This is a genomic window from Mycobacterium neumannii, from assembly GCF_048452905.1.
GTDB classification, from domain to species: domain Bacteria; phylum Actinomycetota; class Actinomycetes; order Mycobacteriales; family Mycobacteriaceae; genus Mycobacterium; species Mycobacterium neumannii_B.
The window spans coordinates 301,666-327,595 of the sequence record NZ_JBCGVF010000006.1; the positions used below are offsets into that span (position 1 = coordinate 301,666).

The 25,930-nt window shown below is 64.7% G+C and carries 18 protein-coding genes, 2 tRNA genes and 2 pseudogenes; 14 read left to right on the forward strand and 8 right to left on the reverse strand.

The features are described 5' to 3' along the window. Positions 1-146: 146 nt before the first annotated feature. Together AAHH99_RS19205 and AAHH99_RS19210 are read left to right on the forward strand one after the other, a co-directional pair. The gene (locus AAHH99_RS19205; protein ID WP_418770277.1) at positions 147-854 is read left to right on the forward strand and encodes a GAF domain-containing protein; all 708 of its coding nucleotides are present in this window, start codon (positions 147-149) and stop codon (positions 852-854) included. 199 nt (positions 855-1,053) lie between these two features. Beyond that, positions 1,054-2,514: a sugar transferase gene (locus AAHH99_RS19210; protein WP_418770101.1), complete on the forward strand. Its 1,461-nt coding sequence runs from the start codon at positions 1,054-1,056 to the stop codon at positions 2,512-2,514. 32 nt (positions 2,515-2,546) lie between these two features. Here the strand turns inward: AAHH99_RS19210 and AAHH99_RS19215 are convergent, their stop codons facing one another. Together AAHH99_RS19215 and AAHH99_RS19220 are read right to left on the reverse strand one after the other, a co-directional pair. Further along, positions 2,547-3,935, reverse strand: coding sequence for an FAD-dependent oxidoreductase (locus AAHH99_RS19215; protein ID WP_418770102.1), 1,389 nt, complete (start codon positions 3,933-3,935; stop codon positions 2,547-2,549). Between the two features lie 6 nt (positions 3,936-3,941). Next, positions 3,942-4,553, reverse strand: a complete 612-nt coding sequence (locus AAHH99_RS19220; RefSeq protein ID WP_418770103.1) for an undecaprenyl diphosphate synthase family protein — start codon at positions 4,551-4,553, stop codon at positions 3,942-3,944. A gap of 767 nt (positions 4,554-5,320) precedes the next feature. Between AAHH99_RS19220 and AAHH99_RS19225 the strand changes: the two genes are divergently transcribed. Both AAHH99_RS19225 and AAHH99_RS19230 read left to right on the forward strand, forming a co-directional pair. Then, the gene (locus tag AAHH99_RS19225; protein WP_418770104.1) at positions 5,321-6,547 is read left to right on the forward strand and encodes an MFS transporter; all 1,227 of its coding nucleotides are present in this window, start codon (positions 5,321-5,323) and stop codon (positions 6,545-6,547) included. A 5-nt stretch (positions 6,548-6,552) separates the two neighbouring features. After that, positions 6,553-7,311: a class I SAM-dependent methyltransferase gene (locus tag AAHH99_RS19230; RefSeq protein ID WP_418770278.1), complete on the forward strand. Its 759-nt coding sequence runs from the start codon at positions 6,553-6,555 to the stop codon at positions 7,309-7,311. Between the two features lie 29 nt (positions 7,312-7,340). Here the strand turns inward: AAHH99_RS19230 and AAHH99_RS19235 are convergent, their stop codons facing one another. Next, entirely contained in the window at positions 7,341-8,270 is a 930-nt protein-coding gene (locus AAHH99_RS19235; protein WP_418770105.1) for a dTDP-glucose 4,6-dehydratase, read from the reverse strand. 83 nt (positions 8,271-8,353) lie between these two features. Between AAHH99_RS19235 and AAHH99_RS19240 the strand changes: the two genes are divergently transcribed. Continuing rightward, the gene (locus tag AAHH99_RS19240; protein WP_418770106.1) at positions 8,354-9,340 is read left to right on the forward strand and encodes a hypothetical protein; all 987 of its coding nucleotides are present in this window, start codon (positions 8,354-8,356) and stop codon (positions 9,338-9,340) included. Here the strand turns inward: AAHH99_RS19240 and AAHH99_RS19245 are convergent. The 4 genes and pseudogenes from AAHH99_RS19245 to AAHH99_RS19260 all read right to left on the reverse strand — a co-directional run bounded on the left by AAHH99_RS19245 (position 9,330) and on the right by AAHH99_RS19260 (position 14,132). Then, positions 9,330-10,547: a peptidoglycan DD-metalloendopeptidase family protein gene (locus AAHH99_RS19245; protein WP_418770107.1), complete on the reverse strand. Its 1,218-nt coding sequence runs from the start codon at positions 10,545-10,547 to the stop codon at positions 9,330-9,332. The genes AAHH99_RS19240 and AAHH99_RS19245 overlap by 11 nt on opposite strands. 133 nt (positions 10,548-10,680) lie before the next feature. After that, a complete protein-coding gene (locus AAHH99_RS19250) occupies positions 10,681-13,440 on the reverse strand; it encodes an Ig-like domain-containing protein (protein ID WP_418770279.1) in 2,760 nt (919 codons plus the stop codon). 418 nt (positions 13,441-13,858) lie between these two features. Further along, positions 13,859-13,996, reverse strand: a pseudogene (locus AAHH99_RS19255) (PHP domain-containing protein); the annotation flags it as partial. A gap of 62 nt (positions 13,997-14,058) precedes the next feature. Further along, positions 14,059-14,132 (reverse strand) — tRNA-Gly (locus AAHH99_RS19260). 155 nt (positions 14,133-14,287) lie between these two features. On the opposite strand from AAHH99_RS19260, the gene AAHH99_RS19265 reads away from it, so the two are divergent. From AAHH99_RS19265 to clpX, 5 genes are all read left to right on the forward strand, one after another. Continuing rightward, positions 14,288-14,361 (forward strand) — tRNA-Pro (locus AAHH99_RS19265). A gap of 39 nt (positions 14,362-14,400) precedes the next feature. Then, on the forward strand, positions 14,401-15,804 hold the full coding sequence (gene tig, locus AAHH99_RS19270; protein ID WP_418770108.1) for a trigger factor: 1,404 nt from the start codon (positions 14,401-14,403) through the stop codon (positions 15,802-15,804). Between the two features lie 107 nt (positions 15,805-15,911). Further along, positions 15,912-16,514 (forward strand): ATP-dependent Clp protease proteolytic subunit, encoded by a 603-nt coding sequence (locus AAHH99_RS19275; RefSeq protein WP_064396872.1) that lies wholly within the window; start codon positions 15,912-15,914, stop codon positions 16,512-16,514. Continuing rightward, on the forward strand, positions 16,511-17,170 hold the full coding sequence (locus AAHH99_RS19280) for an ATP-dependent Clp protease proteolytic subunit (RefSeq protein ID WP_418770109.1): 660 nt from the start codon (positions 16,511-16,513) through the stop codon (positions 17,168-17,170). The genes AAHH99_RS19275 and AAHH99_RS19280 overlap by 4 nt, the downstream gene beginning before the upstream one ends. A 716-nt stretch (positions 17,171-17,886) precedes the next feature. After that, positions 17,887-19,167 (forward strand): ATP-dependent Clp protease ATP-binding subunit ClpX, encoded by a 1,281-nt coding sequence (gene clpX, locus AAHH99_RS19285; protein WP_418770110.1) that lies wholly within the window; start codon positions 17,887-17,889, stop codon positions 19,165-19,167. A gap of 92 nt (positions 19,168-19,259) precedes the next feature. Here the strand turns inward: clpX and fdhD are convergent, their stop codons facing one another. Further along, positions 19,260-20,096 carry a formate dehydrogenase accessory sulfurtransferase FdhD gene (gene fdhD, locus AAHH99_RS19290; RefSeq protein ID WP_418770111.1) on the reverse strand — a complete coding sequence of 279 codons (837 nt, stop codon included), beginning with the start codon at positions 20,094-20,096 and terminating at the stop codon, positions 19,260-19,262. Between the two features lie 568 nt (positions 20,097-20,664). On the opposite strand from fdhD, the gene AAHH99_RS19295 reads away from it, so the two are divergent. The 4 genes and pseudogenes from AAHH99_RS19295 to AAHH99_RS19310 form a co-directional block, all read left to right on the forward strand. After that, the gene (locus tag AAHH99_RS19295) at positions 20,665-22,620 is read left to right on the forward strand and encodes a 2-oxoacid:acceptor oxidoreductase subunit alpha (protein WP_418770112.1); all 1,956 of its coding nucleotides are present in this window, start codon (positions 20,665-20,667) and stop codon (positions 22,618-22,620) included. After that, positions 22,617-23,687: a 2-oxoacid:ferredoxin oxidoreductase subunit beta gene (locus tag AAHH99_RS19300; RefSeq protein WP_418770113.1), complete on the forward strand. Its 1,071-nt coding sequence runs from the start codon at positions 22,617-22,619 to the stop codon at positions 23,685-23,687. Before AAHH99_RS19295 ends, AAHH99_RS19300 begins: the two co-directional genes overlap by 4 nt. Before the next feature lie 10 nt (positions 23,688-23,697). After that, positions 23,698-24,288: a molybdenum cofactor guanylyltransferase gene (gene mobA / locus AAHH99_RS19305; protein WP_418770114.1), complete on the forward strand. Its 591-nt coding sequence runs from the start codon at positions 23,698-23,700 to the stop codon at positions 24,286-24,288. A gap of 1,134 nt (positions 24,289-25,422) precedes the next feature. Beyond that, positions 25,423-25,647 (forward strand): annotated as a pseudogene (locus tag AAHH99_RS19310) (transglycosylase family protein); the annotation flags it as partial. Positions 25,648-25,930 lie beyond the last annotated feature (283 nt).

Here is a 25,930-nt window from a genome sequence, read left to right on the forward strand (position 1 = left end):
ACCGGATCGTGAACGGTGTGGCCGCGCGGTCACGCGAGTTGTCCGTCGGTGCGCGATATTGTGGCGGGTCGTGGTGGTCTCGGGCAAACCCGGTCAACCGGCCCCCCGATTTCTGTTCGAGCGTCAATTTGCGTACCGTGAATGGAGTGACGCGGTGGGTACGCAGATTCGACGACTTCCTTAACCGCCTGCTCGAAGAGCATGCGCGCGAGGCAGGCGAGAGCGTCGACACCTACGTTGCCCGTGCGGTTGCGGCGCAAATGGCCACCGATTTGAGGCGCGCCAACGATCCGAACATCGCCGACCTGCAAACTCATCTTGCCGCGGCAGGTGTGCTCGACGAGACGGCGATGCCAGACGTGTCGGCCCTCATTGCCGACCCTGACCGACTTGCCGCCCTGCGCCACACCGGCTTGCTGGACTCGCCGCCGGAGGTGATCTACGACCGGATCACCCGGGCCGCGGCCGAAGCGCTCGACACTCCCTTTGCGCTGGTGTCCCTTGTCGACGTCGATCGACAGTTCTTCAAGAGTGCCGTCGGTCAAGCAATCACCTCGCCGGAGGATCGGCAGACACCGCTGGAGCGCTCGGTGTGTCAGTACGCGGTGGTCAATGGCGCGCCGCTGATCCTGGAGGACGCGCGGGTCGATCCGACTTTCAAGCAGCATCCCGCGGTGCGGGACGGAACGGTGGTGGCCTATCTCGGCATACCGCTGATGGACGATGCCGGCAATGCGGTTGGGACGCTGTGCGTGTATGACACCAAGCCACGCCTGTGGAGCACGGGTCATCTTCAGGTGCTCAGTGACCTCGCCGCGCTCGCCGCAGAACGCATGTTTCACCCGGGCACCTAGCGGCAACGATGAGCGGGCCGTTCGGCCACCGCGAATTGGCTGGAACTTCGGCGTCATGACTTAGACTGTCAACGTTTGCGGACGCAGACACTTCTGTACACGTCGGGTTTCCATCGGGGGGAGCATGCAGCCTGACGCGAACGCGCCCACCCGTGATTCGCAGCCTCGGCTCAGGACTACGGTCCCGCAGCTCACGGCGATGCCGTCACCCACTTCTCGCGGTGGGAAGTCGGGCTGGATCGAAACCCTTCGCGCCGAGTCGGGTTATGTGGCGCTCACCGTCGGCCTGGACATCTGGTCCGCGGCGTGGTCCGTCGCGATAGCGCATTGGCTGACGCCGGGCCCGATTCATGAACGGAACATCGCCGCAATCTCGTGGCTCTTCGTGCCGATCCTCCTGGTGATCATGCACACCCGGTCGATGTACAAGCGCAAACTCGGCCACAGTTTCCTCGACGACTTTGAACCCGTCGAAACCTCGGTAGCGGTATCTGCGCTGGCAACACTCACCGTCATGCTTGTGCTCGTACCCCCATTACCGACCGGGTCGGTGGTCGTGGAGTACGTCCGCCCAAGCGAATTGGCCGTCCGCATCTGGGTCTGTGCGGCCATCGTGCTGCCTGCGAACCGCCTCATCAGATCGTTGGCCGAGCGCTACCTTCGGCGAAGGCACGGCTTCGGATCGTCGGCGCTGATCATCGGTTCCGGTCCATTCGCCCATCAGCTCATCACGCGGATGCGTCAGATCCCCGATTATGGTCTGCACCCCGTCGGGGTGCTCGACGACACTCGTCCGAGCGCCGTGGAGTTAGCCGACGTGCCGTACTACGGATCCACGGCCAACCTCGAAGTCGCCGCTCAGGCCACGGGCGCCAAAGAACTCATCGTGGCGCCCTCGTCGAGTCCCGACGACGAGCTGGCCCTCACCGCCCAGTTGGCGCACAACCTGGGGCTGCGCGTGCGCGTCGTGCCTCGATTGATGGACGTCATCGGCGGCGCGACCTACGTCGAGCACCTCGGTGGCATCCCGCTGCTGGTGCTCTCCCACACCGACCCGAAGGGGTGGCAGTTCGCCGTCAAGCATGCCTTGGGCCGGCTGATCGCGGCGGTCCTGCTGATCGTGATCTCGCCCCTGTATCTCACGCTCGCGATTCTGGTGAAGCTGAATTCGCCGGGCCCTGTCTATTTCCGTCAGGAACGCGTCGGGCGCGACGGCAAGGTCTTCGACTGCCTGAAGTTTCGCAGCATGAGACCCGTCGGCGCGGCGACGAAAGCGTTCGCGTTGAAGGAGGGTTCGGCACCTGGGGGAGTGGAAGGCGACGACCGGCGCACCGCCATCGGCAAGTTCATGCGCAAGGCATCCCTCGACGAACTACCGCAACTGGTCAACGTGGTGCGCGGGGACATGACGCTGGTGGGCCCGCGCCCCGAGCGACCGGAGTTCGTCGAACTGTTCGAGATGCAGGTGCGACGCTACGGCGACCGCCACAGAGTGAAGGCGGGCATCACCGGTTGGGCCCAGGTGCACGGACTTCGGGGCCAGACCTCGATCGCCGACCGGGCGGAATTCGACAACTACTACATCGAGAATTGGTCGCTTCTGCTCGATTTCAAGATCCTGGTCCTGACCGTGCTTGCGGTGCTGAAACCCGCCGAGTAGGAACAATTCGGAGGCCCCGGAGGGGCGGAGTACTAGACCTTCAGCAACCCGGACTCGTGGTAGCGGCGTTCCTTGTTGACCTGCCAGGGGTCGACGCTCTCGCCGAAATACCGCTTGACGCTGTGCATGGCACTGAGCATCGCGTGGTCCTGGTTGTCGTAGCGGTGCATGCCGTTGCGTCCGATCGGATGCAGCGACGGGTAGTGCTTGCGCAGGTAATCCCGGATCTGGGCGACGCTTGTCTCCATCGCCGGATTGCAGATCGGATAGGCGAACTGCGAGCGGACCACCATGACACGCTCGATCGTGGACGGATCGAAACCCAGTGTGCGCAAGTCGCTTTCGACGATCTGCCGCATGTGATCGTCGTCGGTGGCCCACAACGCCGATCCTGCACCGATGAAGTACTCGAACCCCAGGTATGTCCCGTCCCAGTCCGGTGGAGTGAGGTCGTCGGACCATTGGCGGTAGTTCTGGATACGACCAACCCGCAGGTCCATGCCCGGCGTGTAGACCCAGTTGAAAGGGAGCTCGCGGCGCTGTCCCAGAGCGACTGCGACCGTGATCAGTCCTCGGTGCTTGAGTTGGGCGGAAGCCTCCCAAATGTGCTGTGGTGGTGCCGGTTCCAGGGCATTGATCAACATCTGCAGGGGCATACTGGAAAAGACGGCATCTCCGGTCGCGATGCCTCCGTCGCGCAGTTCGATCGTCCACCTTCTGCCATCGAAACCCAGCTTGGTCACCGGTGAGTCGAGCGACGGTTCGACACCGAATCCCGCCAGCTCCGCTGCTGCGGCGTCCCAGAGCTGACCGGGCCCGCGGCGGGGATAGAGAAACGCATCGGCGGCCATCGCGTCGCGACCGCCCCACACGATCGGCTTGATGCGCTGCTCGGCCCAATCGCTAGTGAGTTGAGCGGGCTCGGCGAGCCACGTCTTGCGGACGTACCCGTCGAAGAACATGCGGTACCAATAGTCGCCGAACTGATACCGGCCCCAATCGAGGAAGGTCGCAGAATCGTCGAGCGAACGCCCTCCACGTCGAAGCCTGGACCACAAGAGACTGCCCAAGCCCCGCGCTCCGCGCCCATAACCCAACTGAGTCAGCAGGTTTCGACCGAGAAGCGGGTAAGGCACGTAATGGCCGTCGACGAGCATGGCGGAGCGCCTCGACACGGAGTGCCACTCTTCGGCCGGAAGCAGAGATTTCCAGAGTTCGAGTATCTGCTCGTTCTTGGTGAAGAAGCGGTGGCCACCGGGGTCGACCCGGAACCCGTGCTCACCCGGGGTGCGCGCCAGACCTCCGACGTTCGACGATGCCTCGAAGACTTGGGCCGCGACACCGTTCTTCGCCAGTTCGAGAGCCGCGGTGAGGCCGGCGGGGCCTGCCCCGATGATCAAGGGGCGCCGGTCGGAGTGCATCGGTGTCTACCGTCCCCGGAGCTGCGGTGTCCGCCGGTAGTCGTCGATGAACTCGTCGACGTGGCGCTCCTCGAGTTCGTTGAGCGGCGTCGTCAAGAACCGCAGTTGGGCGTACTGGGTCTGAAGCGGAAGAAAGCCGCTCAGCAGGGGCTCGGGGGAGGTACGGATGACCAGGTCCACATCGTCGATGTCGAAGGAACTGCGGACTTCGCCGCCCCGTTGCTGCGCTTGCAGAAGAGCCGTTCGTAACTCGTCGTTCGCGTCGTAGGCGGCGAGGATGTTGATCCGGAATTCTTCGCCGCGCATAACCGATTCGGCGCGCTCGGCTGCCGCGACGTACTCCGCGGGCAGCACCGTGCGGTCACCGTGCAACCGCACACTGCAGGCGTCGGGCTCGAAGCGGGCGGGAATCAAGTGGGTGAGGAAGTGGATCGAGGCGTTGAACACCGGCTCGAGTTCGACCTGACTGCGGGCGAGGTTGGCTCTGCTCAGGTTGTACACCGAGACGGTCCGCACGTTGTGTCGGCGCAGCAACTGAAGGATGTCGGCTACCTTTTCCGCGCCCAGTAGATACGCCTCAGCCAAGGAGATGCCGCGGCTTTTCGCCCATCGACGCATACCGTCTGGTATCAAACCGACATGGGCAGGCTCGAAGCCCGTCAATACGCGCAATCCATCCCCCCGTAAACACACTTATAACCCTGAGTAAGGGTACTTATTCCATTCCAATAAGGCCACTTATTCAAACATTCCAGCTCGCGCCTCATCGCGACGGCCCTTGGGACGGGCCGGCATGCGGGGTCAAGCGGGAGGAATCGTCCGTCCTGATCTTGGACGGTAATGGGAGATCCGTACTGGGCGCACTCCCATCCGACTCTGGCCACCGCCGGCAAGCGGCGGCTTCCTCGCGCCGGAAGTCGATCGGGCCCATTCAAACCCCTTTTAATTGTTCCTTCTTAGATAGGTATGCCACCGACGATCATGGGTCAAGTCTTTGACAAAAAAAGATGACATTCCGTGGGAACGAGATATGGCCGAAATATGGCATTGGGTGTCAATAGGCCGACATTAAGTTCTGAAAACGTGTCGCCGCCGTGCAAAAGCAGCAAATTAACAGGTCGTAACATGCAAGCAGGCCCGGGTAGCTTGCTTGCCGCTGAAACGAGTGCAAGAGGGTGGTGCGCGACCGGAGGCGGCACCACTTTTATTCCGGAAGCGTCAATTGCAGCGAAGAAGTGAGGTTCGTCGCGGATGTTCCGGTGAGGAGGGTGGCGCCCGAGGAGTCGCGAGATCCGGACCGATCCACTGCTTTTCGTCAGCGCAACCCGGGTCGGACTGACACCATCGACAGGCCGGTCGACACCGGCAGGAAAGGTGGGTCGGGGGTGGCCGTGGCGCAGAGCCGTTATCGGGTACTGCTGGGGTTCGGCGCCTTCTATTTCATGGGCGCGCAGCTGGGCAGCGTTCTGGCGGTTCTGCCGTTCCTCCTGGTGGCCGAGGACATGGACATGGCGGCCGGGTTCGTCGTCCCGAGCTTCAGCGTCGGTTTCGTGCTCGGGAATGCGATGTCATCGCTGCTGCTCAAACGGTCACGTCACCGCCCGAACGTCGTCATCGCCGCCGCCGCGGGCAGCATCGCCGTCCTGACCGCAATTGTGGCGACGGCCGCGCTGCACAACACACTGGTGGTGCTCACGTTCCTGTCGTCGTCAGTGCTCATCGGGGGCGCGATGGGAGTGGCGAACAACGCCTTCGCCGAGATCATCTCGCGCATGGTCACCGCGGCCCGCCGCAACGAACTGGTGCTCAACCAGCAGGCGCTCGGCGCCGTCCTGACCGTCGCGGCCACGTTGCTGCTCATCCCGCTGCTGCCCAACCGCGACACCGCAGACGGACATCTCGATGTGCTCTGGTTAGGTGCCGCCGCGATGGGCATCGCCTTCGTGGCCGCGCTCATCGTCGGGCCGGCGAGGCCGGGCCCGGTGGCTCCGCCACGCCGTATCGTCGACGATTTCCGCGAAGGGCTCGCCGTGCTCCGTACCACGCGCTGGTACCGGGTGTTCCTGACCACGCAGATCGTCTTCGTCCCGATCCTGGTGAACGAGACGTTCTTCGCGCTGCGCACCTCACTGGCCCATGTCGACACCGCCGGCAGCCTGCACATGATCGTGATCGGTTCGGCGGCGGGGCTCGTCGCCGGTTCGTTCCTGTGGCGCAACGTGTTCGGTCGGGCCGGGATACGCGGAATGCTCGTGTCCAGCGCGTTCACGAGCTGCGTCGCGACGGCGATCTGCCTTGCCAACGAACTGATCTTCGACGAGCCACGCTTGTGGGCGTACGGCGTCGTCTTTTTTCTCGTCGTCTTGTCGAACGCCGCGATCGCGGCCGCGATGGTGTCGTGGATCAGTGCGTTCGCCGCCGAAGAACAACGCGCAGTTCTGATCAGCTTCGCCGCTACGCTCACCGCTGTGGTCACCGGGATCCTCGGCGCGGGCTTTGGCCTGCTGGCTCAGGTCGTCGCAATCTGGCCGGTGTTCGTCGTCTTGATGCTGTGTGTACTGGCCGTGGCGGTGGCGACCCGCGCACCCGACCGCGCAGAGGTGGCCGCGTGAGGTCGATGAGCCGGTCCTTCGAGGAACTCGTCGCCGAGGCCGTCGCCGAGCCCATCGACGGGTGGGACTTCTCCTGGCTCGACGGCCGCGCCACCGAGGAGCGGCCGTCGTGGGGTTTCCAGCGCCTACTCAGCCGACGGCTGGGCGAGGTGTCAGCGGCGTTGGACCTCTACACCGGCGGAGGAGAGGTGCTCGCCGGGGTGGAGAAGTTCCCGCCGACGATGGCGGCCACCGAATCGTGGCCACCCAACGCGGCCAAAGCGACCCGTCTGCTCCATCCTCGCGGCGTCGTGGTTCTGCAGACCCGAGGCGAACCGCCGTTGCCGTTCGCCGACAACGCTTTCGACCTGGTGAGCAGCCGCCACCCCATCGCCGTCTGGTGGACCGAGATCGCCCGGGTCCTGCGGCCCGGCGGAACCTATCTGGCCCAGCATCCGGGGCCGGCGACTGCGCTCGAGCTCATCGAAGCCGTCATGGGCCCGATGCCGGAGCTGGGCGCGCACATGGAGCCCTCCGTCCAGGCCGCGCAGGCGGAGGCGGCGGGTCTGCAGGTCGTCGACCTGCGCCTCGAGACGCTCACTTCGGAGTATTACGACATCGGCGCGGTCGTCTACTTTCTGCGCAAGCTGATTTGGACGGTGCCGGATTTCACCGCGGAGCCGTACCAGACGCGCCTGCGCGCGGTGCACGAACACATCGAAGCGCACGGCCGGTTCGTCACCCATCCCACTCGGGTGCTCGTGGAGGCCCGAAAGCGGTTGTAACGTCCTGGGATTCAGCGGGCCGGGAGGGGCTATTGTTTCGCCCACTCGATGTAGCGATCGATGCCCTCCCAGATCTTCACCTCGGGAGCGAAGCCGATCTGCTGCGCGAAGTCGATGGACGCCGGAAAGCGCGTCACCTCTCCTGGCCGCGCTGGCCCGTTCACCACTGTCTTGCCGAAACTTTGCGCGATGTAGTCGGCGATGTCGCGTACGCGCGTGTTCACACCGCTGGCGACATTGATGGCACGGCCCGCCAACTCCGGCGTGTCCAACACCAGCCGGTATGCGTTCACCACATCGCTGACGTGGAGATAATCCCTGGTGGCACTTCCGTCCCCGAAGATCACGAGGTCCTCACCCGTCAACGCCTTACGGACGAGGATCGGGATGAGTGCCCCGTACGCGCCGCCCTTCTGGCGTTCACCGAAGATGTTGAACGGTCGGACGATCGTGACGTCCATGCCGTAGGACCGGTAGTACGAATACGCGAGACGATCGGCGGCGGCCTTCGACGCCGCATACGGGCTGTTCGGCTTCAATTCGGCGGTTTCGTCCAGCAGCGAGCCCGGGCCCAAGCGATGTCCGTCGCCGTACACCTCGCAGGTCGACGCGAGGATCACCCGCGCCCCGTATTCGCGGGCGGCCTCCAGAACGTTCTGGGTCCCCACCACATTGGTCTCGATGAAGCTCTTCGGGTCGCTGAGCGACTTGTCGACGTTGACGTTGGCCGCCAGGTGAAAGATCACCTGGTGATCGCGCGCTGTCTTGCTGATCAACTCCCAGTCGGTGACCGAACCGAACACCACGTCGGCCCGGTCATCGTTTGCGATTTCGGCCAGGTTCTGCTTGCCGGTTACCGAGAAGGTGTTCAGGACGGTCACGCGGTGTCCTGCGGCGAGGAGGGCTTCGCAGAGGTGGCTCCCTTGGAAGCCGGCGCCGCCGGTAACGAGGATCCTCACCTAAAGTGCTCCCGTCTCAAGACATATGCCGCATTATGATTACCACCCGGCGCCGCTGGCGGTATGCGAAAAGGATGCATCGAATGTGCGACGTCGCCACGGAATACCGGGAACAGATCGAGGCGTGGTGCACTCACCCCGCCCTGACCGAACTGGTCGACATGTTCGGCGGAAGCATTCCGCGTGGCCTGACATTGAGCGAACGGCTCGCCTTCCTGGACGAGTTCAGCGAGGTATGGGACTACCGGGGCAAAGCGCGGCAGCAGAGTGCCGTCCGGTTCCACAACCAGGACGCCGGCGGAGCGGTCCGGTGGCTGATCCCTCGTCTCGAACTGCCTGGTGATCGGCTCGAGTGGATCGAGAGTTTGGCCGATCAGCTGGGACTCATCGCCGAGTTACCGCCCGCCGGAACCGAGTTCGACCACCTCGTCGTCATCGGCGGCGGGCGGTACACGAACCTGCTGCGAACCCGCTACGCGGGGGAGATGGTCGCGAGCCGCCGAGTCGGCAATGTCGTACTCGCCGCGGCGTCCCGTCGCCTGCTGGATTCCGAAGCCGATGCCGTCGCCGCGTGCGCGCCTGGCGCACGTACCGAGTTCGAGATGATGGTCGCCGCAGCCCGCGACGTGTTCGGCCTCGACGTCGACGAGGTCTGCGCGCATGTGAGGCGTCGCGTCGATCGGGTGCAGTGCAACGAGACGGTCTGGCACTTTCCGCCTGACAGCAACGAATTCGGCGTGCCCGTCATGCTGCTCGAGACGCCGTCACCGGATCCCGAACGTCGCCGGGCGAATTCCGCTGACACGTATACGTTCGCGGCGCAGACGGCCGGCATGCGCGGCTCCTCGTGTCTGATGGTGACGGGTCAGCCGTTGGTTCCCTACCTGCACTTCGAAGCCCTGCGGACATTGGCGTTGCGATACGACATCCGTTTGGAGTCAGCGGGTTTCGGCGTGCAGGAGTACAACCGGCTCAGCGCGATGGACCAGCAGCATCCGGCCAAGCTGCTCCAGGAGGTGCGTTCGACCATCCGGTCCGCGCGCGCTTTGGAGGGTCAGCTCAGACGATGATGGCGCAGGGCGACGACGGCGGGAACGTGCCCGACACCGGGCGCGGACGCCCCGACGGTGTCCACGGCTTCAGGCCCATGTTCGCCAGGTGGCGCACGGGGTTCACGTGCTCGCCGTCGACGTGGACCTCGAAATGCAGGAAGCCGTCGGCAGATTCGTCGTGGGCCTGCAGGACGCCGATTTCTGTGCCGGCGTCGATCCGGTCGTCGACGTCGATGCGGCGGTCATCGCCCGGCCGGAAGACGTACACGGTCTCGCGGTCGGCTCCCGCGATCGTCACCGCTAACAGCCCGTCGTCGAGGTTCACCGCGTGGCTGACGGTGCCTGACGTCGCGGCGTGGACCGGTGTTCCCGGCGCCGCCGCGAAGTCGACGCCGGGGTGGAAACCGGTGGCGCGGCGTCCGTAGCCCGACGCGATCGCCAGCCGGTCGCGATCGATGGGCACCCGGGCGCCGGGTTCGGCGGGATCGAAGTCACCTGATGCCCGCCGCCGGTAATCGGACCGCAAGAGCTCGATCTCGTCGTAGGCGTACCCGAACAGCAGGGCGCGGTCGTAGGGCACGCCGTAGTTCAACTCGGAGTGGGGATCGAGCTTGCGGTAGTGCTCGACCTTGGCGATCCGCTCGGCCAGCGTCGACCACCCGGTGTGCAGCAGGCGAACGTCGTTGGCGACGCCGATGCGACCGTGTTCGGTGATGTTGGCCGGCCAGTGCGGGTTGTGGATCGCGCGCGTCCCGGCGCGCAAACCGGGACGCCAGCGCCAGAACGGTCCGCGCATCGATTCGGCCGTGCCCATCAGCGGGATCATGTCCGGGTAGTCCCGATCGTCCCAGCTGGGGATCATCGGACACATCAGCGCCGCGACATCGTCGGGGACGCCCGCAAGCATCGCCGGGATATTGATGTCGGTTTGGACCACCTGATCGGAGTCGATCATGAAGATCCAGTCGGGGCGGCAGAAATCGGCCATGCGGTACAGCAATTCGAGCCCGGGCGGTTCGGGGATCAGCCACGGGGTCTGCGGGAGATCGGAGCGGGCGTGCACGACGTTGGTGACCGCGTGATGGGCGTGCAGGATCTGCGCGGTCCCGTCGGTGCTGCGGTCGTCGACCGCGTAGACGTCGTCGCACCAGCCGACCAGGGCATCCAGCACCTTCGGCAGTACGTCCTCGCCGTTGTGCACGCGGAACATCGCCAGGACGCGCATCATCGCCTACTTCCGCTGACCTGCGGTTGGACGGCGGAACCGACGGCGGTGAGCATCGCCGAGAGCATAGCGATGATCTTGTCCAGACCGCGGTCGGTTGCGCGGGTGTCGCGTGAGGGGGCCAGCGATGCGCCTATGCGTCGAGCGCCGGCGCATCGATGAGGCTGCCGACCTCCTCGGCCGAGATGACCACAACGCCCCGGGTGGTGGTCACATACAGAAACCCGTCCACCACGTCGATGTCGACGGGGCTGTCGGCGAGTTCGATCTCGCCAATCACACCGCCGAATTCGGTGTTGATGACCGTGACGCTGCTGCCAGTGGCGTTGGCCACGAAGATCGTGGGGTCTTCGGGCATGGCGGCGACGGCCGTCGGGCGATCACCCACGTCGTAGGTGTCGATGATGGCGTTGTTATCGGTGCCGATGACCACCAACTTGTCCTGGACCCCATCGGTGACATAGACGCGGTTGCCGACGACGGTGATGCTCTGGTCCGAGAGCGTCCCGTCGTTCGTGCCCGTTGGCAGAACCGTGTAAGTCCCGCTCGCCAGGTTCACCACCCGCACATCGTTGATGATGCTGCCGACGTACAGGGTGGTGCCGTCCTCGCTGACTGCGATCGCACTGCTCTGCAGTCCGGTGTTGATGAGCGTGTATTCACCTGTCTCGGTGTCGATTACCGACACGGTACCGTCCTGGTTATTGGTGACGTACAGCGTGCCGCCGTCGCCGCTGAGCGCCATGGCCGTCGGCTGTCGGACCCCGCCGATCAACGTCACAGCGCCCGTTTCGACGTCGATCTGCTTAATGGGCTCGGGATCCGTGCTGAAGGACAGGGTCCCGACGTAGGCAAATCGCCCGTCCGGACTCATCGTCATGCTCCACGGTGTGGCGCCTAGCTCGATGGTGTCGAGCCATTCGCCGGTAGTGGCGTCGACGACCCGCAGTTGGCTGCCCGTGCGCACAAGGATCCGGGTCGGGTCGTCGGTTGTGAAGACCTCCGACGGTGCGGCGCCGTCGTCGAAGGTGATCACGGTAAGGCTCGTCTCGACCGTCACGGTCACCGTCGCGGTGGCGAAGCTGCCGCTGCCGTCGTAGACCCTGTAGGTGAACGAATCATCGCCGGTGAAGCCAGCATTGGGGATGTAGTCGAACGACCCGTTACCGTTCAATACGACCATCCCATAGGTGGCCATTGAGGTGATAAGCGCGGTCAGTTCATCACCGTCGGCATCGATGTCGTTGGCCAACACGCCAGGCGCGGCGATCGTCAGTGGGGTGTTCACCTGGGTCGTGTAGTGATCGTCTGCGGCGATCGGCGCATCGTTGACCGGGTTGACCGTCACGGTTACGGTCGCGGTCGCGGTGCCGCCGTTGCCGTCCGTGACGGTGTAGGTGAACGAGTCCGTACCGTCGAAATCGTCCTCGGGCGTGTAGGTGACGACACCTCCCACCAACGAGACGGTGCCGTTGCCGGCGGCGCCTACGGCAGCCACCGTGAGCTCGTCATCGTCGACGTCTGTGTCGTTGCCCAAGACGTCGATCACAGTGGGCCCGGAATCCTCCCCGACCGCGACGGCGTCGTCGATAGCGATCGGGGCATCGTTGACCGGAGTGACGGTCACCGTCACGGTGACGGTGTCGGTGTGCAAGGCGTCGCCGCCGAACAACGCGCCCCACAGGCCACGCCACCCGTGGAGGTGCAGGGGGCTTTGTTCATCGGAGATGGTGTAGGTAAAGGTGTCGGTGCCGTGGAAACCGGGGTTGGGCGCGTAGGTCAATGAGCCGCCGTCGATGCTCACCGTCCCGTTTTGCGGCTGGCTCACCTCGGTCACGGTCACCACATCACCTGCGGGCGCATCAGGGTCGGCACCGCTGACCACATCGATGGTGACGGTGGCGCCCTCCGACGTGGTGACGGTGTCGACCACCGCATCGGGGGTGCGGTTCAAGAGCATGTGGTGCCATTCGCGGCGTACAAACGCCACCAGCGCCCAGGCCAACGGCGGTTCAGCCGGCGCGACGGGGCTGGGCGCCGACAGTGGTGCGAGCAACGCAGCGACGAATTTGCTCGCGATACCGATGAATGTGGCCGGGGCGCTCGTCAACGCCTGAGTCTGTGCGGTGGCGGGCTCATCGACTACCGACGTGGTCGACGTCTGCAGATCTCCACCGTCTGTGGCGCTCTCGACGACCAGCATCACCCGGCTTGTCAACGAGGTGGGTGACTGCTGCGGTTCGGTGAGCTGGTGGGTGTCGCTGTCAACGACCTTCTGGCCGGCCGGCTCCACATCGTCGATGCTGCTCGACACCTGATAAGCATCGTCGAGCATGGTGTCCTGTAGGACGGAATCCTGTTTGGTACGAGGAGATTCCGGCTCCACGGCGGCGCGCACATCCTCCTGTTCCTGCCCGACAATCTCGGGCTTACTCTCGTCTACAATCTCGAGTTCAACCTCGTCTACAACCTCGAGTTCGTCCTCGATTTCGGTCGCGGTTTCGTCGAGGAGCTCGTCATCTTCTTCGGCCTCGGTGACTGATACGCCGGTGTCGGTGGCTTGTCCCGCGTCGTTGACGGAGGTATTCACCGAGCCGGAACTGCGGACATTCATCGCCGGCGCGTTGCCGGTGGGCTGACCGCTCGTCGGGTTGCCGCCATCGCTAGCCGAATCGCCCGCATCGGTCGCTGGGGCACCGCCCGCGTCGGTTCCGACGCCGAGGCCGTTGATGCTCGTCGACGGCGCGTCAGCATCCGCGTCCTCACTCGTCGAGGTATTCGGAGCATCGCCTGGTGAGGTGTCGGAGGTCTGCGAATCACCGGCCGGACCCGTATCGGCCCACGCCAGCCCCGAACCGCCCGTCGCGACTGCGACGCCGACGCCCAACGCCACCGCCAACGCGCCGACCCTACCGACATGCCGCGCATAGGCCGTGGAACTCGGCCTTAACCATCCACCCGTAGGTGGATTACTTGGTTTGCTGAGATCGAAGCTGTGTTTCGCTGTGGCAGCCATCGAGTGGGTCCCTTCTGCACATTCACATCAGGTGGGAAATCACCGGACTTTTGGTTGAATGCAATGTGTAGGCACGGTAACAACCTGGATGAGCTGCGGCGTTGTTTTTGAAATCTTTCACTTGGCAATTGCGTGAAGTTGCGCGATTCCCTGCCCCAGCATCCACGTTCCACGCCAATTTGGCCGCGGAATCGAAGGAACCTGAGCGAACTAAAGTTAGCCAGCAGCGAATGGCCCATATCCACATCGCGAACCGATGGCGAACTCTTTCCACGCTAGCGTCAATTAATGAACGCGTCCAGACCGACAGTCGGGAAAGCGGCCAGGTTTTCACTACGTGTTCGGCAGGCATGCGGGCGTCGAGCGCACGCTGCGCGCCATAACGGGAAAGACGAAGCTGACCCGGCGCGTGGGAGTCGGTGTGGTTCGAAAAGGCAGCGACACCGGCCGCGCGAGCTGCCGAACGCTTGTTCGCCGGCAACGCGCTTGCCCTCGTGGAGCGGGCGACGGGAATCGAACCCGCGTAGCTAGTTTGGAAGACTAGGGCTCTACCATTGAGCTACGCCCGCATGTACAGCAAGACCAGATCGTACCGGCGGTAGCCAAATCAAATCCAATTGAAGGCTTCGCGTGTCCAGCCCGTAGTATCTCGCGTGGTCGTTCGGTGTTTTGCGGACGGCCCGCGCGGGCGCAGCGCTCAAGCGTCAGCGCGACGAGCAGAGCACGGGGTGTAGCGCAGCTTGGTAGCGCATCCGCTTTGGGAGCGGAAGGCCGCAGGTTCAAATCCTGTCACCCCGACTGCGACACCGACCGAACCAGAATATGAGGAGCAAGATCGTGAAGAGCACCGTCGAGAAGTTGAGCCCCACCCGGGTGCGCATCAACGTGGAGGTGCCCTTCACTGAGCTCGAACCCGACTTCGACCGCGCGTTCGCGCAGTTGGCCAAGCAAGTCCGGCTCCCCGGCTTCCGTCCCGGCAAGGCGCCGCGCAAGCTGCTCGAGGCGCGCGTCGGCCGCGAAGCAATGCTCGACCAGGTCGTCAGCGAGGCCCTTCCCGGCCGCTACAGCGAGGCCGTCACCAGCTCCGAGGTGCAGCCGCTGGGCCAGCCCGAGATCGAGATCACCAACAAGGAGTACGGCAAGGACCTCACGTTCACGGCTGAGGTCGACGTCCGCCCCGAGATCGAGCTTCCCGACCTGTCGGAATTGACGCTGACCGTCGACGCCATCGAGGTGACCGACGACGAGGTCGACGCCGAACTGCAGACGCTGCGCGCACGCTTCGGAACCCTCACGGGCGTGGAGCGCGCCGCCGAGAACGGCGACTTCGTCTCCATCGACCTGTCGGCCACCGTGGACGGCCAGGAGCTGGCCGAGGCCGCCACCGAGGGACTGTCGCACGAGGTCGGCTCGGGCCAGCTGATCGACGGTCTCGACGAGGCGATCGTCGGCCTCAAGGAGGGGGAGACCCGCGTCTTCACCACCAAGCTGGCCGCCGGTGAGCACGCCGGCGAGGACGCGCAGGTGACCGTCACCGTCAAGTCAGTCAAAGAGCGCGAGCTGCCCGAGCCTGACGACGAATTCGCCCAGCTGGCAAGCGAATTCGACACCATGGATGAGCTCAAGGAGTCGCTCGTCGAGCAGGTGCGCCGGGTCAAGCGGGTGCAGCAGGCCGAGAAGATCCGCGACAAGGTGCTCGAGACGCTGCTCGAACAGGTCGAGGTGCCGCTGCCGGAGAACGTGGTGCAGGCTCAGGTCGACGACGCGCTGCACAACGCCATCCACGGACTCGACCACGACGAGGCGCGTCTGGCCGAGGCGCTCGAAGCCCAAGGCAGCAGCCGCGAGCAGTTCGACGCCGACAACCGCACCAACGCGGAGAAGGCGGTCAAGACGCAACTGCTGGTCGACGCGATCGCCGACAAGCTCGACGTCCAGGTCGGCCAGAACGACATCAGCGAGCGCCTGATGCTGATGTCTCAGCAGTACGGCCTGCAGCCGCAGCAGCTGATCCAGTCGCTGCAGCAGAACAACCAGCTGCCCGCGCTGTTCGCCGACGTGCGTCGCGGGCTGGCGTTGGCCGCTGTCGTCGAGGCCGCCACCGTCAAAGACTCCGACGGCAACGTGATCGACACCACCGAGTTCTTCGGCCGGTCCGAAGAGCAGACCGACGAAGCTGCCGAGGAGGCCTCGGACGCCGCCGAGCCACAAGCGGACGAGGAGTCGGCCGACGCGAAGTGACGCTGAGAGCGAACGCGGCCCGTCTAGGGACTGCACGCCCGCGCGGGTTGGTTAGTGTCGGTGAGTATCAAGCTCTTGAAGAAAGCAGGTATCCAGACGTGACCCACATGCGTGGCGCCTCGCAAGGCCTCAACCTTGTCGACTCGGTCTATGAGCGCTTGCTGGCGGAGCGGATCATCTTCCTGGGCTCGCAGGTCGATGACGACATCGCCAACAAACTCTGCGCGCAGATTCTGCTGCTGTCGGCCGAGGATCCCACCAAAGACATCCACCTCTACATCAACTCGCCCGGCGGCTCCATCAGCGCCGGCATGGCGGTCTACGACACCATGGTGCTGGCGCCGTGCGACGTCGCCACCTACGCCATGGGTATGGCCGCCTCGATGGGCGAGTTCCTGCTCGCGGCGGGCACGAAGGGTAAGCGCTATGCCCTGCCGCACGCCCGGATCCTGATGCACCAGCCGCTCGGCGGCATCACCGGCGGTGCGGCCGACATCGCGATCCAGGCCGAGCAGTTCGCGGTGATCAAGAAGGAGATGTTCCGGTTGAACGCCGAGTTCACCGGGCAGCCCATCGAGCGGATCGAAGCGGACTCCGACCGCGACCGCTGGTTCACCGCGCAGGAGGCCCTCGAGTACGGCTTCGTCGACCACATCATCACCAGCGCGAGCGTCAACGGCTCAGGACCAGGAGCAGGACTAGACAAATGACCGATCACTTGCATCCTCAGGCTGACGCCCGCCTGCAGCCCCAGGCCCGTTACATCCTGCCGTCGTTCATCGAGCACTCCAGCTTCGGCGTCAAGGAATCCAACCCGTACAACAAGCTGTTCGAGGAACGCATCATCTTCCTCGGCGTGCAGGTCGACGACGCGTCGGCGAACGACATCATGGCCCAGTTGCTGGTGCTCGAGTCGCTCGACCCCGACCGCGACATCACCATGTACATCAATTCCCCAGGCGGCTCGTTCACCTCGCTGATGGCGATCTACGACACCATGCAGTACGTGCGCGCCGACATCCAGACGGTGTGCCTGGGTCAGGCCGCTTCGGCCGCCGCGGTGTTGCTGGCCGCCGGTACCCCCGGTAAGCGCATGGCGCTGCCCAACGCTCGTGTGCTGATCCACCAGCCCGCGCTGGCGGGCGTCATTCAGGGCCAGTTCTCCGATCTCGAGATCCAGGCCAAGGAGATCGAGCGGATGCGCACGCTGATGGAAGTCACGCTGGCCAACCACACCGGCAAGACCCCCGAGCAGATCCGCAAGGACACCGACCGCGACAAGATCCTGACCGCCGAAGAGGCCAAGGACTACGGCGTCATCGACACCGTCCTGGAGTACCGGAAACTGTCCACGCAGACCGCCTGAGTCACCGCAAGCCAGGTCGACGCCCGACGTCAGCAATGCCGCCGAAGCGCGTCACCGGCACCGTTGTGCATGGCAAGCTGACGCCACCGTGCAGACAGACGGGGAGGGCAAATGGCGGGTTTTAGGCTTGGTGCCGCAGCGCTGGCGCTGGTCGGTTCCGGTGTGTGTGTGCAATTGGGGTCGACTGCGGTCAGCAGCGCCCAGCCACCGCCGCCTCCGCCGCCGGTATGTCCGGCCGGGACGTACTGGGACGTCTACACGCTTCAATGCATGCCCGTCGACGCGACCGTTTACATCAACCCTCCGAACCCTGTTGTCGGGCCCGTGGGCCCCGTCGGGGTTGGCGGGGTGGTCGGCCCGGTGGGGCCCGGCCCGGTAGGCCCCGGCCCCGTGGGACCCGGTCCCGTGGGACCTGGGCCGGTGGGCCCCGGCCGTCGGTAGATCAGCACGCTCCTCGGAACGACGGGTACTTTGGGTGCGGACGCCCTCTCGGTCCGGTCACGGCCACGACACGCCAACGACACGGCGGCGCGTTCGCTGGGGTCCGAGGGTAATCAGACGATATGTTGGCGCGAACACAGATGAATACCACTGGCGCGATTCGGCTTTATCGGTCGCCTCGCGCGGGAACAAACGGGTAGCGTCGGGTTCAACCACCCGAGGCAACCACAGAAAAGAAGCTTCATCGGCTGCGAGGAAAGTAGGACCCCACCACCATGGCGCGCATTGGAGACGGCGGTGACCTGCTGAAGTGCTCGTTCTGCGGCAAGAGTCAAAAGCAGGTAAAGAAGCTCATTGCGGGTCCGGGCGTCTATATCTGTGACGAGTGCATCGACCTCTGCAACGAGATCATCGAAGAGGAACTCGCCGACGCGGACGACGTAAAGCTTGACGAGTTGCCCAAACCCGCGGAGATCCGCGAATTCCTCGAGGGTTACGTCATCGGACAGGACACCGCCAAGCGCACGCTCGCGGTCGCCGTCTACAACCATTACAAGCGCATCCAAGCCGGGGAGAAGAGTCGCGATTCGCGCTCCGAGCCCGTCGAGCTGGCCAAGTCCAACATCCTGATGCTCGGTCCGACCGGCTGCGGTAAGACCTACCTGGCGCAGACGTTGGCCAAGATGCTCAACGTGCCGTTCGCGATCGCCGACGCCACCGCGCTGACCGAAGCCGGATACGTGGGCGAGGACGTCGAGAACATTCTGCTCAAGCTGATCCAGGCCGCCGACTACGACGTCAAGCGCGCCGAGACCGGCATCATCTACATCGACGAGGTCGACAAGATCGCGCGCAAGAGCGAGAACCCGTCGATCACCCGTGACGTCTCCGGTGAGGGTGTCCAGCAGGCTCTGCTGAAGATCCTGGAGGGAACGCAGGCGTCGGTGCCTCCGCAGGGCGGCCGCAAGCATCCGCACCAGGAGTTCATTCAGATCGACACCACCAACGTGTTGTTCATCGTGGCTGGTGCGTTCGCGGGTCTGGAGAAGATCGTCTCCGACCGCGTCGGCAAGCGCGGCCTGGGCTTCGGCGCCGAGGTGCACTCGAAGGCCGACATCGACACCGCCGACCACTTCGCCGAGGTCATGCCCGAGGATCTGATCAAGTTCGGGTTGATCCCGGAGTTCATCGGCCGCCTGCCGGTGGTGGCGTCCGTGACGAACCTGGACAAGGACTCCCTTGTGCAGATTTTGTCCACGCCCAAGAACGCGTTGGTGAAGCAGTACACGCGCCTGTTCGAGATGGACGGTGTCGAACTCGAGTTCACCGACGAGGCGCTCGAGGCGATCGCCGATCAGGCCATCCATCGCGGCACCGGTGCTCGCGGACTGCGCGCCATCATGGAAGAGGTCCTGCTGCCGGTGATGTACGACATCCCCAGCCGCGACGACGTCGCCAAGGTGGTCGTCACCAAAGAGACCGTGCAGGACAACGTGCTGCCGACCATCGTGCCGCGCAAGCCCTCACGCCCCGAGCGTCGCGACAAGTCCGCCTGACGACGATCAAGCGGCGAGGTACGAGCCGCGTTGAGGAGTCGGGCAATCAGGTTCCCGCCTGACGACGATCAAGCGGCGAGGTACGAGCCGCGTCAGTGCACGACGCGGTCGGGACGCGTATAGACGTTCATCGACCGTCCCCGCAGAAAGGCCACCAGGGTCAGCCCGGACTGGCTTGCCAAGTCGACGGCCAGCAACGACGGCGCCGACACCGCCGCGAGCACTGGAATGCCCGCCATCACGGCCTTCTGCGTCAGCTCGAACGACGCGCGTCCGCTGACCAGCAGCATGGTCCCCGTTAGCGGAATGCGGTCCTGCTCGACCGCCCACCCGATGACCTTGTCCACGGCGTTGTGCCGGCCCACGTCTTCGCGCACGGCAAGCGTGGCGCCCTCGGAGTCGAACAGCGCGGCGCCATGCAGGCCACCCGTGCTGGCGAACACCTTCTGGGCTTTGCGTAGCCGCGCAGGCAGCTGCGAGAGGGTTTGGACGGTGATGGTTGTCGGATCGTCGCCTGGGCCGTGCCGGCTGCTCAGCTGCACTGCCTCCAGCGAGGCTTTACCGCAGACACCGCACGACGACGTGGTGTAGAAGTTGCGCGTGACGTCGACATCGGGCGGCGCGACATGCGGGGCCAGCGTCACATCGAGGACGTTGTAGGTGTTCTGGGAGAAACCCGCGTCGTCGACGCCCGTGCCTCTGCAGTAGCGCGCCGTGAGCACGTCGTCACGTCCGGCGATGACACCCTCGGTGAGCAGAAACCCCTGCGCGAGTTCGACATCGGAGCCCGGAGTGCGCATCGTCACCGTGACGGGCGCGCCGTTGACGCGGATCTCCATCGGCTCCTCGACGACGAGGGTCTCCGGCCGCGCCACCGCGGAGTCCATGGTCACATGCTTTACGCGCCGCCTGGCTGTGACCCGACCCATGACTCCACCCTAGGGCGAATCGACGTCGATAACGTTTCCGTGCTGTTCATGCCGGGGACAGCGCGCGAGGCGGCGTCATCGCCCCCCGAACGGCACAATGGATGCGTGCACAACGAACTCGAACCGAACCGCCGCATGCCGGTCTGGCGTGATCCGCTGTCGGCTGGATTCCGCGCGCACCGTCACCTGCTGTTACTGCGCCTGCGTTGGCACGAACGGCGCGGGGAAACGGCGTCCACCCGGCACTGACAAGTGGACGACCAGCACCGACGATGGGTGCTAGCTACGGGCTACTGAACGGTAACCATTTCCTTAGAATTTTTGTCTCGTAGACGTGACGAACAACACAGTTATGTCTCACGCCAGGCATCCGCACATCGGCTGAGCTGTGTGTTCGACCCCCCGTATGCGGCACGCCGCGGGCGAGTCCGGTGAAGGGCCGCCTAAGAAAAGTGCAATAATCGGTACTGGCAGTGACATCAAAAATTTTTGGTGGACGTCCACCGACGGCGCGTCGACTCGACTGTGACTCGGAGGACGTCCCCACGCAGTGTGGAAGGCAGGCCTCGTGGCAGCGAAGGACAACGCGGTCAGTCCGGGAAGTGCGGGTCCTCGACAGAAGCTCGAGAAGGTCGTAATTCGTTTCGCCGGCGACTCCGGCGACGGTATGCAGCTCACCGGTGACCGGTTCACCTCCGAAGCCGCCCTGTTCGGCAACGACCTTGCCACCCAACCGAATTACCCCGCCGAGATCCGCGCGCCGCAGGGCACGCTGCCCGGCGTGTCGTCGTTCCAGATCCAGATCGCCGACTACGACATCCTCACCGCGGGCGACCGCCCCGACGTGCTCGTCGCGATGAACCCGGCGGCGCTGAAGGCCAACGTCTCCGATCTGCCCCGCGGCGGTCTGATCATTGCGAACTCCGACGAATTCACCAAGCGCAACCTCGCCAAGGTCGGCTACGAAGCCAACCCGTTGGAGACCGAGGAACTGTCCGACTACGTCGTACAGGCCGTACCGATGACGACCCTGACGCTGGGCGCGGTCGAGCCGATCGGCGCCTCCAAGAAGGACGGCCAGCGGGCGAAGAACATGTTCGCGCTCGGTCTGCTGTCGTGGATGTACGGGCGCGAACTCAAGCACAGCGAGGCGTTCATCCGCGAGAAGTTCGCGCGCAAGCCCGACGTCGCCGAGGCCAACGTGCTCGCGCTCAAGGCCGGCTGGAACTACGGCGAGACCACCGAGGCCTTCGCCAGCACCTACGAGGTCGCACCCGCCAAGCTCAAAACCGGTGAGTACCGCCAGATCTCCGGCAACACCGCGCTGGCCTACGGAATCGTCACCGCCGGTCAACTCGCCGATTTGCAGGTCGTGCTCGGCACCTACCCGATCACCCCGGCGTCGGACATCCTGCACGAGCTGTCCAAGCACAAGAACTTCAATGTGATGACCTTCCAAGCCGAGGACGAGATCGCCGGCATCGGCGCGGCCATCGGCGCGTCGTACGGCGGCGCCCTGGGTGTCACCAGCACCTCGGGCCCGGGCATCTCGCTGAAGTCCGAGGCGATCGGTCTGGCGGTGATGACAGAACTGCCGCTGATCATCATCGACGTGCAGCGCGGTGGGCCGTCCACCGGTCTGCCGACCAAGACCGAGCAGGCCGACCTCCTGCAGGTGATGTACGGCCGCAACGGCGAGTCGCCGGTCGCGGTGGTCGCGCCCCGCTCACCGTCGGACTGCTTCGACGTGGCCGTGGAGGCCGCTCGCATCGCGGTCAACTACCACACGCCGGTGGTCATCCTCTCCGACGGTGCGATCGCCAACGGTTCTGAGCCGTGGCGGATTCCGGACGTCAGCAGCTACCCGGCCATCGAGCACACGTTCGCCAAGTCCGGCGAGCCGTTCCAGCCGTACGCCCGCGATCCCGAGACCCTGGCGCGCCAGTTCGCGATACCCGGTACGCCCGGTCTCGAGCACCGGATCGGTGGCCTCGAGGCGGCCAACGGTTCCGGGAACATCTCCTATGAGCCCAAGAACCACGACCTGATGGTCCGGTTGCGGCAGGCCAAGGTCGACGGCATCGCCGTGTCCGATCTCGAGGTCGACGACCCGACCGGTGACGCCGACCTGCTGATGCTCGGTTGGGGTTCCAGCTTCGGGCCGATCGGTGAGGCGTGCCGGCGGGCGCGTCGCAAGGGCATCAAGGTGGCCCAGGCGCACCTGCGCAACCTCAACCCGTTCCCGGCCAACCTCGGCGAGGTGCTGCGGCGGTATCCGACGGTCGTGTGCCCGGAGATGAACCTCGGCCAACTCGCTCTGCTGCTGCGGGGCAAGTACCTCGTCGACGTCCAGTCGGTCACCAAGGTGGAAGGCATGGCCTTCCTGGCCGACGAGGTCGAGGGCATCATTGATGCGGCGCTGGACGGAACGTTGGGCGAGAAGGAAAGTGACAAAGTGAAGTTCGCACGACTGGCGGCGGCCACCGTCGAAGTCGGCGTGAGCGGTGTGGGAGCGAACGTATGACCGACTTGATCGGAGCAGATCTCGGGTTGACCGCAGGCACCAGTCGGGTGCCGACAACCGATCAGCCGCAGAAGTCGAAGGACTTCACCAGCGACCAGGAGGTCCGCTGGTGCCCCGGTTGCGGTGACTACGTCATCCTCAACACCATCCGCAACTTCCTGCCCGAACTGGGGTTGCGCCGCGAGAACATCGCGTTCGTCAGCGGTATCGGCTGCTCGAGTCGCTTCCCGTACTACCTGGAGACCTACGGGTTCCACTCGATCCACGGCCGCGCCCCGACGATCGCGACCGGCCTGGCCCTGGCCCGCGAGGATCTGTCGGTGTGGGTTGTCACCGGTGACGGCGACGCGCTGTCGATCGGCGGCAACCACCTGATCCATGCGCTGCGCCGCAATATCAACATCACGATCCTGTTGTTCAACAACCGGATCTACGGGCTGACCAAGGGTCAGTACTCCCCGACGTCGGAGGTCGGCAAGGTCACCAAGTCGACCCCGATGGGGTCGCTGGACTACCCGTTCAACCCGGTGTCGCTGGCGCTCGGTGCCGACGCGACGTTCGTCGGCCGTGCTCTGGACTCCGACCGCAAGGGGTTGTCCGAGGTGCTGCGCGCCGCCGCCGCTCACCGCGGTGCGGCCCTGGTCGAGATCCTGCAGGACTGCCCGATCTTCAACGACGGCTCGTTCGACGCCCTGCGCAAGGAAGGCGCCGAGGAGCGGCTGATCAACCTCACCCACGGTGAGCCGGTCACCTTCGGCACCGACGGCGAGTACTGCGTGGTGAAGTCCGGCTACGGGCTCGAGATCGCCAAGACCGCCGACGTGTCGGCAGATGAGATCGTCGTGCACGACGCCAACCTCGAGGATCCCGCTTACGCGTTTGCGTTGTCGCGGCTGTCGGACCAGAGCCTCGAGCACATGGTGATGGGCATCTTCCGTCAGGTGAGCAAGCCGACCTACGACGACGCGGCCCGTCAGCAGATCACCGCGGCCCGCACCGAGAAGGCACACGACACGGCGGCGCTTCAGTCACTGCTTCGGGGCAAAGACACCTGGACTGTCGACTAACGTCACGGTCATGACGACCACCGTTCCGCTGGCCGGAATCATCCTGGCGGGCGGGGCTTCCCGCCGCATGGGCCGCGACAAGGCCACGCTGCTGTACGAAGGCGCCACGCTCGTCGAGCGGATGGTGAGCCTCCTCAAGCCGCGGTGCGCGCCGATCTTCGTCATCGCCGCCCCGGGGCAGGCGATTCCCGCGCTCGACGCCGAGGTTCTGCGCGACGAGGTGCTTGGCGTCGGCCCGCTGCTGGCGACCGGCCGGGGGCTGCGGGCGGCCGCCGACGCCGGAGCGGAACTCGCTTTCGTCTCCGCGGTGGACATGCCGCTGTTGACCGTCGAGTTGATCGACGCGTTGGTCGCTCCGGCGGTGCACGTCGGCGCGGACGTGGTGTTGCCCTGGGACGGTCGTGACCACTACCTGGCGGGCGTCTACCGCACCGCGCTGGCCGGACGCGTGGACGAACTGATCGACGCGGGGGAGCGCAGCATGCGCGCGCTGGTCGACCGGGTCGACACACAGCGGATCGTGATGCCTGAAACTCGTGCGCTGACAAACATCAACACCGCCGCCGATCTCGAGGCGATCCGCAACGTGCAAATCGCCTAGCAAATTCACTGATTTGAATACCTGCTATTCGTGATTGTGTGAATTGAATTCCTGCCAGTGAATTAGTTCGCGTTTTGCCGTGATAAGCACATCAACGTGCTGATATCGGTTCAGCGCGTAAGCGCAATATTGACATAGCAGATGCACGAATATAGCTGGCCCCGAGCGCCTTTCGACGGCATCATTCGCAGCGGTGGGCGAATTCGAGCTCCCTGAGGCCTGATTCGGTGCCCGAAGTCGCCCAAAGGCATGGCCCCTGCGGAGGGCCAGTCGCGGCGAAACTAGCGACGCACGGCTTGCCCGGGGTATCAGGAGCTGGTTCACGGCCCGAGGGCGCCGATCTCTATCGCACTGACGGCGAAAGCCGCTCGGGCGTAACCGATCCCGTGACGAGCCGGTGGAAGCTGGCTCAGGGCGGCACAGGCGGCCTCGAGTCGGTCGTCTCGTGAGTTGCTGACGCGCAACGTGTTTCAGCTATCGAAGCGGGTTGCAGGCCAGCGAAGTTGCCGCAGACATGGGCAACGATCATCCTCGCGGCGACCACTTCATCGACGACACTGCGGTTTTCGCCGCAATAACCAGCGCGCGACCGCACAGACACGTGTTCCAGCTCACAAAATGCCCGTGAGATGGCTCACGAGAACGTGTCCTGAAATCAGTTTTGCCGTGCCCGTCAAAGCGCCGTGCAACCTGGGAATATGCTGAGAGATCTGCGCCGTAATCGTTTCGTGATCGTGCCGCGACACACCTTCGCTCGATGTGACGGCGACCGAACTCTTTTTGTACGGTCCCCAATGGCTCTACCCGGAGCAAACAATTTGAAACCACGAACCTGTGTGTGAGTGGGGCTGTAGGAGGCGAACGGTCTCCGGCGGCCGCCGGCGCTGAGGCCCGGCGAGGCATATCCGGCCTCCCGCTGTCGCACCCGACCGAGACGGTGCGGCCCAACTCCCTGGCCTGGCGACAGGCATACCCACCCCGTGCGCTCTGGCGCGGGTGTGTGTTGGCGCGCGCGTGGCGAAAGGATAGAAGTTGAAGAACATCCGCAAGACACTTGGCCTGGCGACCTTTGCCGGAGCGCTCGCGTTGGCGCCCATGGCTCTGGCCACCGGCACTGCCAATGCGGACAGCGGTGTGGACTGGGATGCCGTCGCGGCGTGCGAGTCGGGCGGTAACTGGTCCATCAACACCGGTAACGGCTACTACGGCGGCCTGCAGTTCACCATGGGCACGTGGCAATCGAACGGCGGCAGCGGCTCCCCGCACAACGCCAGCCGCGAGGAGCAGATCCGCGTCGCCGAGAACGTGCTGCAGTCGCAGGGCATCGGCGCGTGGCCGACCTGCGGCGGTCGTGGCTAAGCACGCGTTTCGTCTTTACAAAGAGGCGGTGCCGGTTATCCGGCACCGCCTCTTCTTTCTCAGAAGGCTCTTACGCCAATTAAGTAACGAATAAAACTTTTGGCCCTCGCGTAACACGTGACGTTCATCACCCGACACACCGGATAACCGCAGCGGAGATCGAGGGGTTCTCGGATGCGGGCCTTGTGAAAACGGTCGGGGAAGGACCGCAGAGATGAACGTTCGTACTGCAGTGAGCAAGGGCCTCTTGGCCGCGGCGATCTCCGGAGCGCTGGCGATGGTG

Bases quoted from the DNA above. Each gene is read 5' to 3' on its own strand.
- AAHH99_RS19210 (WP_418770101.1), top strand. From the start codon at position 1,054: ATGCCGTCACCCACTTCTCGCGGTGGGAAGTCGGGCTGGATCGAAACC.
- AAHH99_RS19215 (WP_418770102.1), bottom strand. From the start codon at position 3,935: ATGCACTCCGACCGGCGCCCCTTGATCATCGGGGCAGGCCCCGCCGGC.
- AAHH99_RS19220 (WP_418770103.1), bottom strand. From the start codon at position 4,553: ATGCGTCGATGGGCGAAAAGCCGCGGCATCTCCTTGGCTGAGGCGTAT.
- AAHH99_RS19230 (WP_418770278.1), top strand. From the start codon at position 6,553: ATGAGCCGGTCCTTCGAGGAACTCGTCGCCGAGGCCGTCGCCGAGCCC.
- AAHH99_RS19240 (WP_418770106.1), top strand. From the start codon at position 8,354: ATGTGCGACGTCGCCACGGAATACCGGGAACAGATCGAGGCGTGGTGC.
- AAHH99_RS19245 (WP_418770107.1), bottom strand. From the start codon at position 10,547: ATGCGCGTCCTGGCGATGTTCCGCGTGCACAACGGCGAGGACGTACTG.
- AAHH99_RS19275 (WP_064396872.1), top strand. From the start codon at position 15,912: ATGCGTGGCGCCTCGCAAGGCCTCAACCTTGTCGACTCGGTCTATGAG.
- AAHH99_RS19280 (WP_418770109.1), top strand. From the start codon at position 16,511: ATGACCGATCACTTGCATCCTCAGGCTGACGCCCGCCTGCAGCCCCAG.
- clpX (WP_418770110.1), top strand. From the start codon at position 17,887: ATGGCGCGCATTGGAGACGGCGGTGACCTGCTGAAGTGCTCGTTCTGC.
- fdhD (WP_418770111.1), bottom strand. From the start codon at position 20,096: ATGGGTCGGGTCACAGCCAGGCGGCGCGTAAAGCATGTGACCATGGAC.
- AAHH99_RS19300 (WP_418770113.1), top strand. From the start codon at position 22,617: ATGACCGACTTGATCGGAGCAGATCTCGGGTTGACCGCAGGCACCAGT.
- mobA (WP_418770114.1), top strand. From the start codon at position 23,698: ATGACGACCACCGTTCCGCTGGCCGGAATCATCCTGGCGGGCGGGGCT.